This is a genomic window from Streptomyces sp. NPDC059443 (genome assembly GCF_042750105.1).
Classification (GTDB): domain Bacteria; phylum Actinomycetota; class Actinomycetes; order Streptomycetales; family Streptomycetaceae; genus Streptomyces.
The window spans coordinates 1-10,962 of the sequence record NZ_JBHYVM010000028.1 but is presented as its reverse complement, the minus strand read 5'-3'; the positions used below and the strand labels follow the sequence as shown (position 1 = coordinate 10,962).

Genomic DNA, 10,962 nt, shown 5'->3' with positions numbered 1-10,962 from the left:
CTCAAAAACCCCTCACTCGGCGGGGGTGTCTTTTGTTTTTTATCTCTCTGTTTGTGGGGGGGGGGTGGGGGGGGGGGGCCCGGGGCCCCCCCCCCCCCCCCACCGCACCGTCGGTCATTGCCAGTTGACTTAGTGCGATGAGAATACAGTCCTCGCGGCTCGCTAACCGACACCTCGATAATGATCTTTCTGGGACCCTCTCACGGGAATCGCGGGGTCGTCGACGCATGGACACGTGTGAGCCCGGATCCCCGCTCAGTTGCGCCACAATCCGCTAACTATCGATCGATGTTGACCGTTTGGTGGGGGCTATTCGCCGAGTGGATTGAGCGAGTGTGATGTGCACGCGCCAAATGCCCGTGCGTATGCAAAAATCGCAACCATTGCGGTCGTGAATGCGGGAGGCGCGGGCGCGGCCGGTCGGGGGTAATGTTCGAGCGCAAAGCTCGGACTGTAGTGCGCGGGACGGGGTTTCGAGCCTTCGCGCAGGCATTCAGCCCGCGGCTCTCCGCGGCGCGCGAAAGGATTCCCGCAGCGGTCGGTCGACACTCCGGCGCGGCAAAGGGCGCGGAGTTCGCCCAGGGCGGACGAGAGGCGACCCAGGGGGAATCGCCGTGCTCGGCGGCGGGGCCGTGCCCGCCCCCGAACGGGCACGGCCGCCTGGCGGGCCCCGGGGGGATCGGGCCACTGCCGGCTGGGGCCGGCTCAAGGAATCTACGGTCGGCGACGGGCCGGTCTCGCCCATCCACGGGTTGAACTCCGGCTACCCCCGGGGGCGGTGACCCTGTACAACCAGGGGTGTACACGAGGGGGTTTGACGTGCAGCTGTCCGCGCTGTCCGCGCACCCGGTGGCGACCCGGCTCCGCGCCGCGCGGTCGGTCATCGGCGAAACCGCGTATGCCGTCGGCTCGCTCTGGATCTCGTCCGACATGCTCCGGAACTGGCCGGACCCCAACGGCTATTGGCGCGACACCGACCCCCTCGCCTACGCGCTGCTCGTCGCCGTCTACCTGCCGCTCGTGCTGCGCCGCCGCTTCCCCGTGGCCGTACTGGCGAGCACCGTGCTCTGCGTCGGCACCTACTTCACCCTCGGCTACTACCACGTGCCCGCCGTCTGCGGGGTGCTCCTCGCGCTCTACACCGTCGCCTCCCTGCGCCCCCGCCCGGTCTCCCTGCGCTGCGCCGCCGTCTCGCTCGTGGTCCTGCTCTGGGGCACCCGGCTGGCCGAGCCCGGCATCGGCCCCCTCAGCGTCGGCTTCGTGACCGTCACCACCACCGTCTGCTGGGTGGCGGGCGACGGCTCCCGGCGGCTGCGCGAGCTGACCCGTCAGCTCCGGCTGGAGCAGGAGGAGAAGGCCCGTCGGGCCGTCGCCCTGGAGCGCATCCAGATCGCCCGCGAACTGCACGACGTCATCGCGCACCACGTCTCGGTCATCTCCGTGCAGACCGGGCTCGCCGGCTACGTGTTCTCCTCCGACCCGCGGACCGCCCGCCGGGCCCTGGACACCATCGGCTCCAGCGCCCGCGAGGCCCTGGCCGAGATGCGCCGGATGCTGGTGGTGCTCCGCGAGGACGGGACCGTACCGGCCGAGGACGGGACCCCGGAGGTCGCCGGGCTCGGCCGCCTCGACGAACTGGTCCGCCGGGTCGGCGCGGCGGGCGTCCCCGTGGACGTCACGATCACGGGGACGGCGTACGCCCTGCCGCCCGGGATCGACCTCTGCGCGTACCGCGTGGTCCAGGAGGCGCTGACGAACGTCCTCAAGCACGCCCCGGCCGCGCACACCACCGTCCGCGTGGACTACGCCGAGGACGAGGTCCGGGTGCGCGTCAAGGACGACGGACGCGGGGACGGACGCGGCGGTGGCCGTGCGGCCGGGCTCGCCGGCGGGCGCGCCGGGGGGCAGGGGCTGATCGGCATGCGCGAGCGGGCGATGATCTACCACGGCACGGTGACCGCCGAGCCCGCCCCCGAGGGCGGCTTCGAGGTCAGCCTGCGCGTCCCCGTACCCCGGCCGGGCCGTGCCGGCTGACCGCGAACCCGGGACGGAACCCGGGAGAGAACCCGAGAGAGAAGGGGAGAGCGTGCTGCGCGTGCTCGTCGTCGACGACCAGTTCCTCATCCGGTCCGGCCTCACCGCGCTGCTCACCGCCGCGCCCGGTTACGAGGTCGTCGGCGAGGCCGAGGACGGCGAGACGGCGGTGCGGCTCGCAGCCGAGACCCGCCCCGACGTGATCCTCATGGACATCCGGATGCCGGGAATCGACGGGATCGCCGCCACCGAACGGATCCTGGCGGCCGCCGCCGCCACCGAGTCCGGTCCGCGGCCGAAGGTGCTCATGCTGACCACCTTCGACTCCGACGAGTACGTCTTCAGGGCCCTGCGCGTCGGAGCCGGCGGGTTCCTCTTCAAGGACACCCCGCCCGACCGGCTGCTCGCCGCGATCGCCACCGTGCACGCCGGCGAGATGCTGTTCAGCCCCGGGGCCCTGCGCGGGCTCGTGGACACGTACGCCGCGCCGGCCGCCGTCCGCGCCCCGCGTCCCGGCCTGGACACCCTCACCCCGCGCGAACGCGAGATCCTCGGCCTGGTCGGGGCCGGACTGTCGAACGCCGAGATCGCCGGCCGCCTCGTACTCAGCGCCGCCACCGTCAAGACGCACGTGCACCGCTGCATGAGCAAGCTGGGGCTCTCCAGCCGCGCGCAGGCGGTGGTGGTGGCCTACGAGTTCGGCCTCGCCGCCCGGCTCGGCTAGAGACGGCCTGGGCCTACGGCCGGTTGCGGGCGCCGCCCGGCGCCGCCACAGTGGGACCCATGGGTATCGATGACTACGGTGGCGGCCCGGGCGCACAGCAGACCGGCGTGCTGGTGGTGACGACCAACGACGTCCCCGGCTACCGGGTCGAGCGGGTCATCGGCGAGGTCTTCGGCCTCACCGTGCGCTCCCGCCACCTGGGCAGCCAGATCGGCGCGGGCCTGAAGTCGATGATCGGCGGCGAGCTGAAGGGCCTCACCAAGACCCTGGTGGAGACCCGCAACCAGGCCATGGAGCGCCTCATCGAGCAGGCGAAGGCGCGCGGTGCGAACGCCGTGCTGATGATGCGCTTCGATGTGACGGAGGCCGCCGACATCGGCACCGAGGTGTGCGCGTACGGGACGGCCGTGGTCCTGGTCCCCGCGGGCACGTGATCACCCGCGTGCCACCCGTGTGACCTACCCGTGCCCGTGTGACCCACCGGTCACATAAGTCCAGGACGGCGCTCTGCTTTGTCCATGGGCCCGCAGCGCCGCGATCCGCAAGCTGTCCAGTCAGTGAGCGGACCGCCGGCCTCCACGTCGCGCGGTCTTCCGCCAAGGAAGCGCCGACTCCCGGAGGTCCGATGCGAACCCCAATCTGGCCGGCCGCAGCCGCGGTGGCCGGCCTGGTCGCCACGCTGCTGGTGGCCGTGCCCGCCGCCCCCGCCGCGGCGGCCACCCCCGTGACGATCACCTCGCCCGAGCTGTCCGTCAGCGTGGACAGCGCCTTCCCGCGCGTCATCAGCTACACCCGTACCGCCACCGGGGACGTGCTGAACGGCAACGAGGACGCCATCGGCGCGATCGTCGTCAACGGGACCACCTACACGCCGACGGTCACCTCCACGCCCTCCGCCTCCGGCGTCGACTACGCGCTCTCCTTCTCCGGAGTGACCGTCAGGGCCCGCCTGTCGGTGGCCAGTTCGGTGGTCGAGTTCAAGGTCACGGCGATCGAGGACACGGCCGCCCTGCGGGTACGGACCTTCGCGATCCCCGACCACAACCTCGTCAGCGTCCGCAGCAGCCAGCCGGGCGCCGCGCTCTCCACGGCGAAGATGTACACCGCCACCACCGGCACGGGGGACACCTTCACCGCGGTCACGGCGAGCACCCCGGTCGACGCCTCCGCCACGACCGTGATGTACGGCCTGGCCAACACGGGGAAGCTCGCCGCGGCCATCGACTCCAACGCGTACTACGACGCCCCCTCGGGCGGTACCGCCACCGAGAACGGCCGGATCGCCAAGCAGGTCACCGACAAGGGCACTTACCGCCGGGCCGGGCTGTGGAGCGGATCCTGGCTCTACCGGGCCGCCGGAGCCGCGGACACCGATACCGAGCCGCTGCCCTACGCCAGGGTCGCCATCACGGGCGACCGCAACGGCGACTCCACCGTCGACTGGCAGGACGCGGCCGTCGCCTACCGCGACATCTGGACCCCGCCGACCGGCTGGGAGCAGACCGCCGACCGCGTCGTGCAGCGCATCCCCTTCAACTTCGCCTCGGAGGCCACCCACCCCTTCGCCGAGACCCTCGACGAGACCAAGCGGGTCAACCTCGCCACCGACGGCCTGGGCCAGTTCGTCCTGCTCAAGGGGTACGCCTCCGAGGGCCACGACTCGGCGCACATGGACTACAAGAACATCGGATCCAAGCTGGGCGGCGCCACCGACCTCAACACGCTCGTCAACGCCGGGCACGCCTACAACGCCGACTTCGGCGTGCATATCAACGCCACCGAGGAGTACCCGGTCTCGGCCACCTTCGACCCGGCCCACCAGAGCGGCGGCCTCGGCTGGGACTGGCTCGACCAGTCGTACTACGTGGACACACGGAAGGACGGCCAGTCCGGCGGGCGGCTGGGGCGGCTCCAAGACCTCAAGGCGGCCGCCCCCGGCCTGGACTTCCTCTACGTGGACGTCTGGTACGGCGACGGCTACGTCTCGCGCAAACTCGAACGCGAGATCGGCGGCCTCGGCTACCAGCTCGCCACCGAGTTCCCCAACTCCATGACCGAGCAGTCGCTCTGGAACCACTGGGCGAACGACGTCAACTACGGCGGCACGGACCTCAAGGGCATCAACTCCACCATCGCCCGCTTCATCGCCAACCACGCCAAGGACGACTGGATCGCCGGGAACCCGCTGCTCGGCGGCGCGGAACTCACCGCGTACGAGGGCTGGCAGGGCAAGCGGGACTACACCGCCTTCCTCGCGGGCACCTTCGCCACCAACCTGCCGACCAAGTACCTCCAGGAATCCCCGATCGTGAAGTGGACCAGCGACACGGTCACCCTCGCGAACGGCACCACCGTCACCACCACCGGAAACACCCGCAAGATCACCACCGGCGGTCGGACCGTGCTCAGCGGCTCCACGTACCTGCTCCCGCGCGACGGCAAGCTCTACCACTGGAACGACAAGGGCGGGAACACCACCTGGACCCTGCCCGCCGGGTGGGCCTCGCCCAAGCTCTACAAACTGACCGACACCGGCCGCCAGTTGGTCGGCGACCTCGCCGTCACCGGCGGCCAGGTCACCATCAACGCCAGCGCCAGGACCGCCTACGTGGTCACCAACGGCGCGGCCCCCGCCCAGGCCGACCCGAACTGGGGCGAGGGCACCCCCGTCAAGGACCCCTCCTTCTTCGCGGGCAACCTGAACGCCTGGACCGTCACCGGGACCGGCGCCGCCGTCGCCCGCAACGCCCAGGGCCAGAACGAGCTCACCTTCGCCCCGAGCACCGCCCCCGCCGTGTCCCAGCAGCTGACCGGCCTCACCCCCGGCACCTACGCCGCCTCCGTCTGGGTCTCCACCCCGGCCGGCCGCGCCACCACCCTCGCCGTCACCCCGGCCGGAGGTGCCGCCGCCTCCGTCTACGCCGACTCCTCGACGCTGACCAACAGCCTCGGCGGCAGCGAGAAGAACACCACCAAGATGCAGCGCATGAAGGTGCTCTTCGACGTACCGGCCGGACAGTCCACGGCCACCCTCAAACTGTCCGCGGCCTCCGGCTCCGGCACCGTCTACCTGGACGACGTGCGGGTGGTCCGCTCCGCCCGCACCCCGCTGAACGGCCACTACTTCACCGAGGACTTCGAGAACGTGGACGCCGGCTGGGGCCCCTTCGCCTTCGGCGGCGCCGGCGGATCGGCCACCGACCCGCGCACCCACATCGCCCAGCGCAACGCCCCGTACACCCAGGCGGGTTGGAGCGGGAAGCTGGTGGACGACGTGATCGGCGGCCAGAACTCACTGAAGTCGCACGAGGAACGGCAGGGCCTCGTCTACCGGACCCTCCCGCAGACGCTGCGGCTGACGGCGGGCCGCCAGTACAAGGTCACCTTCAGCTACGAGAACGGCTTCAGTGGCGATTACCAGTTCATCACCGGCTCCGGCAGCACCGAGACGGCGACCGCGCTGAACCAGGCCCGCACGGCCACCACCTTCACCAAGACCTTCACCGCCGGGACCGACGCCTGGATCGGCATCCGCAAGGTGACCGCCGAAGGCTCCCACAACGAGGCCGACTTCATCCTCGACGACCTCGCCGTCGACGACCTCGGCGCGGGCACCGGCGGCGAACTCCTCGTCCCGCAGGCCCAGATGAGCGTCAAGGCCGTGGACAGCCAGGAGGCCGTGGGCGAGAACGGCGCCGCCGCCAACGTCCTGGACGGGGACGGCGCCACCATCTGGCACACCCAGTGGTACCAGGCCACCGCGCCGATGCCGCACGAGATCACCCTCGACCTCGGGGCCTCGTACAACGTCTCCGCCCTGCACTACCTGCCCCGGCAGACGCAGAGCAACGGACGCATCGCCGACTACCAGGTGCTGACCTCCACCGACGGGGTCACCTGGGGCACGGCGGCCGCCTCGGGCACCTTCGCGAACACCACCGCCCAGCAGGACGTGACCTTCACGGCGCGGACCGCCCGCTACGTCAAGCTCAAGGCCACGAGGGAGGTTTCGGGCAATCCGTGGACGGCGGTCGCCGAGCTCAACATCGGCTACCTGCCGTAGGCTGCGCGGCCTGCTGCTGCACCGACTGTTGTTGGCGGAAGCGTACGGGCGCCATGCCCACCCGGCGGCTGAAGAGCCGGCTGAAGTAGGCGGGGTCCTCGTAACCGACCCGCCGGGCGACTCCGGCGACCGGCAGGTCGGTCCGGGCCAGCAGCTCCTTCGCCCGGCTCAGCCGGATCCCGAGGAGGTACTCCTTGACCCCCTCACCGGTGCTGCGCCGCACCGCCCAGCGCAGCTGCGGCAGCGGCATCCCGAGCCGGGCGGCGTGCTCGGCCACCGATATCGGCAGCAGCGCGTCCCGGGCCAGGGCGTCCATCACGGCGTCCCCGTGGACGGACACCTCGGCCCGGGCGTAGCGCAGGGCGACGAGCAGCCCGTGCACGGCCGCCGCCGCCTCCACCTCCAGCAGCGGACCGCCCCGCCGGGCCGCCCGTACGATCCCGTCGACCACGTGCCGCACCCCGGTCGTCCCGCTCAGCGGCACCAGCGGGCGGTCCGGGGTGACGTAGCCGAGGTCGGTGTACGCCTCCACGCTGTGACCGGCGAAATCCACGAAGCACTCGTCCCAGCCGGTCCCGGGATCGGGGCCGTAGTGGTGCTCCACCCCCGGCACCAGCCACAGCAGCGCCGGGGCCGTCACCGGTTGCGGGGCCCGGCCGCCGTGGCTGAACCAGCCCCGGCCGCCGCAGACCACCACCGCGACGTGGTGGTCGAGCACGCGCGGGCCGACCACCGGCAGCACGCCCTCCTGCACCCCCACGCCGAGGCACACCAGGCCGAGCCGGCGGTGGTTGGCGGTGGGCGAGAAGTACCGCATCCAGCTGGTGTACGGGGGCGTTGCCATCTGCGGATTGTGATCCACAAGGCCCGGCGCCCTCAAGGGGCCGCGGGTTCCCGGGCGTTACGCGGCTTTCGCGCGGCCGGCGCGGCGGAGGTGCCGACGGAGGCGCCGGTGGAGGCGCCGGTGGACCGCTCCGGGGCCGTGCCCGGGACCGGTGCCGGCTCCGGCCGGAGTCCGGCCGCCAGCCCGGCGATCAGCACGGCCAGGCCCAGCCACACGGCCGGACCCGGTACCCCGCTGCCGGTGACGGCGCCCGCTCCGGCCGCGGCGAGCGGGGCGATCCCGGTCAGCAGCCCGGCCCGGCCGGAGCCCACCGCGGCCACCGTCCGGTACCAGAGGAGGAAGGCCACCGCCGTCACCATGACGGCCAGGTACCCGACGGCCGCCCACTGACGCGGGGACACGGACACCAGCTCCGCGGGCCCCTCGACGCACACCGTGAGCACCGCCAGCATCACCGCCCCCATCCACACCGCGTGCAGCGAAACCCCCCACGCGCCGTGGCGCCGCAGCACCGGCACCGCGAGCAGGGTGAAACCGGCCTCGCAGCCCAGCGCGAGCGCCGCCCAGCCCACCCCGGCCGCGTCCGTCCGGCCCGTCCCCTCCACCAGCACCGCCCCGGCCACGACCACCGGCGCGGCCACCAGCACCCGGCGGCTCGGCCTGCGGCCCTCCAGCAGCGGGCCGATCACCCCGAGCAGGACCGGTACGGAGGCCACCGCCACGGCGATCACGGCGGGCTCCGCGTGCGCGACGCCCCGTACGACGGCCACGTTGAACAGCACCAGCCCGGTCGCCGCGATCCCCGCCAGCCACAGCCACTCCCGGCCGCGCGGCAGCACGATCCGCACCCGGGCGAACCGGGCCAGGGCGAGCAGGAGCAGCGCGGCCGCCGTGTAGCGGACGGCCTGCACGCCGAAGAGCGGGGCGTCGACGAGGGACCGGGAGACGGTGACGCTGCTGCCGACGAGCACCATGCCGATCACGCCGGGGGCGAGGTCGCGCAGCGGCTTGGCCGCAGTGGCGGGACGGGGGGAAGGCGCGGGACCGGTGGAAGGGGCGGAGGTCTTGTTCATGTCTTCGAGCCTGCCGCCACAATGGACTCATGGGCAGGTCCAAAGAGAACGCGTCCGACGGGTCCAAAACCGCGCCGGGCCGGCAGGCGGGCTCGGACTTCCTCCAGCTCGACATCGGCAGCGCCCCCGCGGGCGGCCGCACCGACTGGCTCGCCGACCGGCTGCGCGCCGCCATCGCTGACGGCCGGCTCCCCGTGGGCAGCAGGCTGCCGGCCACCCGGGTCCTCGCCGCCGAGCTCCGGGTCTCCCGGGGCCTGGTCACCGAGGCGTACCAGCGGCTCGCCGAGACCGGGCAGGTGGACGGCCGGGGCCGGGCCGGCACCGTGGTCGTCGCCGCGCCGCCGCAGGCGGGCCCGCCCGCGCAGCCCCCGGCACGCGGCGGGCTGATCGACTCCCTGCGCGCCGTACCGTGCCGGATCGACCTCTCGCCCGGGGTGCCCGACCTGACCGCGTTCCCGCGTACGGCCTGGCTCCAGGCCGAGCGCAGGGTCCTCGACGGACTCACCCCCGCCGACTTCGGCTACGGCAACCCGCAGGGCACGCCCGCGCTGCGCGAGGCCATCGTCGGCTGGCTCGCCCTGAACCGGGGGATCCGCGCCGACCCCGGCGAGGTGGTCGTCGTGGCGGGGGTCGCGCAGGCGCTCGGACTGCTGGCCCAGGTGCTGCGCGCGGACGGCGTACGACGCGTCGCGGTCGAGGACCCCGGCTCCCTCGGAGCCCGCCAGCAACTGGAACACGGCGGGATGGAGATCCTGCCCGTACCCGTGGACGAGGGCGGCATCGACACCGCGGCCCTGGCGGCCGGACCGGCCCGGGCGGTGGTGCTGACCCCCGCGCACCAGTTCCCGACCGGGGTGGTGCTCGACGGGGAGCGGCGCCGCGAACTCCTCGGCTGGGCGGCCTCCGGGGGCATCGTCATCGAGGACGACTACGACGCGGAACACCGCTACGACCGCGCCCCCGTCCCCGCGCTGCGCGCCATGCTGCCCGAGGCCGTCTGCTACGCGGGGAGCGTCTCCAAACTCCTGGCCCCGGCCCTGCGCCTGGGCTGGCTGCTGGTCCCGCCGCGCCACCTGGACGCGGTGATCGAAGCCAAGCGCTTCGCGGACCTCGGCAACCCGGTCCTCGCCCAGCTGGTGCTGGCCCGGCTGATGGAATCGGGGGAACTGGAACGCCACCTGCGCTTCGTACGCCGCCGCCACCGGGCCCGCCGCGACGCGATGCTGCGGGCGATCGCCGCCGAACTGCCGGGCGCGCGGGTGCACGGTGCCGCCGCCGGGCTGCACCTGATGGTCACCTTCGACGGAGCGGGCTTCGACGACACCGCCCTGACCGCGGCGGCCCTCGCCCTCGGCGTCAAGGCCCACCCCCTGTCCTGGCACCGGATGACGCCCGGGCCGCCGGGGCTGATCCTCGGCTACGCGGCGGGGCCGACGGGGGAGATCGAGGAGGGGGTGGCCATCTTCGGCGCGGCGCTGCGGGGGCTGCGGGGGTCGCGGGGCTGAGCCAGGGGAGGCGGGGCCCTTCGAGCCCGCCTCCCCGGGCGGAAAAGTTTTTCGGAAACCGCGGCAACCTCCCTGAGGGTCGCGCGTCGTGTGGGGGTGAAGGGCGTGAACCCGCGTCCTCCACCCGACCGTGGAGAACCACCGTGAAGAACCTGAAGCGCACCTCCCTGGACATCCGCAAGGCCGCGGCCGTCGCCGTCGCGGCCGCCGGGATGGCCGTCGCGCTGGCCGGGCCGGCCTCCGCCGCGCAGGGAGCGTCCGCGACGCCCAGCGCCTCCGCCGCCCCGGCGACGGCCACGCCGAGCGTCTCGCCGAGCTCGTCCCCCTCGGCCCCGCAGCCCTCGGTGAGCCTGCCCCCGGGCACGGCGCCGTCCGTGAGTCCGAGCAGCGGTACCGGCTCCGTCCCGAGCGCGGCTCCCAGCGCGGCCCCGGCCGTGAGTGGCGCGCCCGAGCTCGCGCATACTGGCTCCTCCGCCACCAACGCCGCACTCGGTGCCGGGGCCGTCGTGCTGATCGCCGCCGGGGCCGCGACCCTGTACACCGTGCGGCGCCGCGCCAACGGCTGAGGACCCCGTGCTTCGACTGGCACCATCCGTGGGCCCCCGCGGGCGGCGCGGGGGGGGGGCGCCCCCGGGGGGGGGGGGGGGGGGGGGCGGCGCCCGGGCGGGGGCCCCACAAAGGGGGGCCCCCCGCGCGGGCGCGGGACGCGCCCCGGCGGC

Annotated in this window: 8 protein-coding genes; 6 read left to right on the top strand and 2 right to left on the bottom strand. The window is 73.4% G+C overall.

The annotated features are described in order from the left end of the window. Positions 1 to 819: 819 nt before the first annotated feature. The 4 genes from ACFXDJ_RS24920 (at position 820) to ACFXDJ_RS24905 (ending at position 6,821) form a co-directional block, all read left to right on the top strand. Positions 820 to 2,034: a sensor histidine kinase gene (locus tag ACFXDJ_RS24920; RefSeq protein WP_384658557.1), complete on the top strand. Its 1,215-nt coding sequence runs from the start codon at positions 820 to 822 to the stop codon at positions 2,032 to 2,034. A 52-nt stretch (positions 2,035 to 2,086) separates the two neighbouring features. Then, complete coding sequence (locus tag ACFXDJ_RS24915; RefSeq protein ID WP_384658559.1) at positions 2,087 to 2,758, top strand: response regulator; 672 nt, start codon at positions 2,087 to 2,089, stop codon at positions 2,756 to 2,758. Between the two features lie 59 nt (positions 2,759 to 2,817). After that, positions 2,818 to 3,192, top strand: a complete 375-nt coding sequence (locus tag ACFXDJ_RS24910; protein WP_384658562.1) for a YbjQ family protein — start codon at positions 2,818 to 2,820, stop codon at positions 3,190 to 3,192. Positions 3,193 to 3,383: 191 nt separating this feature from the next. Then, a complete protein-coding gene (locus ACFXDJ_RS24905) occupies positions 3,384 to 6,821 on the top strand; it encodes an endo-alpha-N-acetylgalactosaminidase family protein (RefSeq protein WP_384850322.1) in 3,438 nt (1,145 codons plus the stop codon). On the opposite strand, the gene ACFXDJ_RS24900 is transcribed toward ACFXDJ_RS24905, so the two are convergent. Together ACFXDJ_RS24900 and ACFXDJ_RS24895 are read right to left on the bottom strand one after the other, a co-directional pair. Then, on the bottom strand, positions 6,799 to 7,665 hold the full coding sequence (locus tag ACFXDJ_RS24900; RefSeq protein ID WP_384850319.1) for a helix-turn-helix domain-containing protein: 867 nt from the start codon (positions 7,663 to 7,665) through the stop codon (positions 6,799 to 6,801). The two genes, ACFXDJ_RS24905 and ACFXDJ_RS24900, sit on opposite strands and share 23 nt — an antisense overlap. A gap of 32 nt (positions 7,666 to 7,697) precedes the next feature. Beyond that, entirely contained in the window at positions 7,698 to 8,738 is a 1,041-nt protein-coding gene (locus ACFXDJ_RS24895) for a DMT family transporter (RefSeq protein ID WP_384850316.1), read from the bottom strand. Between the two features lie 29 nt (positions 8,739 to 8,767). Here ACFXDJ_RS24895 and ACFXDJ_RS24890 point away from each other — a divergent pair, with 29 nt between their 5' ends. Beyond that, positions 8,768 to 10,243 (top strand): PLP-dependent aminotransferase family protein, encoded by a 1,476-nt coding sequence (locus ACFXDJ_RS24890; protein ID WP_384850313.1) that lies wholly within the window; start codon positions 8,768 to 8,770, stop codon positions 10,241 to 10,243. Positions 10,244 to 10,386: 143 nt separating this feature from the next. Next, a complete protein-coding gene (locus ACFXDJ_RS24885; RefSeq protein WP_384850310.1) occupies positions 10,387 to 10,809 on the top strand; it encodes an LPXTG cell wall anchor domain-containing protein in 423 nt (140 codons plus the stop codon). Positions 10,810 to 10,962 lie beyond the last annotated feature (153 nt).

Coding starts and splice junctions, on each gene's coding strand:
- ACFXDJ_RS24910 (WP_384658562.1), top strand. CDS start 2,818: ATGGGTATCGATGACTACGGTGGCGGCCCGGGCGCACAGCAGACCGGC.
- ACFXDJ_RS24905 (WP_384850322.1), top strand. CDS start 3,384: ATGCGAACCCCAATCTGGCCGGCCGCAGCCGCGGTGGCCGGCCTGGTC.
- ACFXDJ_RS24900 (WP_384850319.1), bottom strand. CDS start 7,665: ATGGCAACGCCCCCGTACACCAGCTGGATGCGGTACTTCTCGCCCACC.
- ACFXDJ_RS24895 (WP_384850316.1), bottom strand. CDS start 8,738: ATGAACAAGACCTCCGCCCCTTCCACCGGTCCCGCGCCTTCCCCCCGT.
- ACFXDJ_RS24890 (WP_384850313.1), top strand. CDS start 8,768: ATGGGCAGGTCCAAAGAGAACGCGTCCGACGGGTCCAAAACCGCGCCG.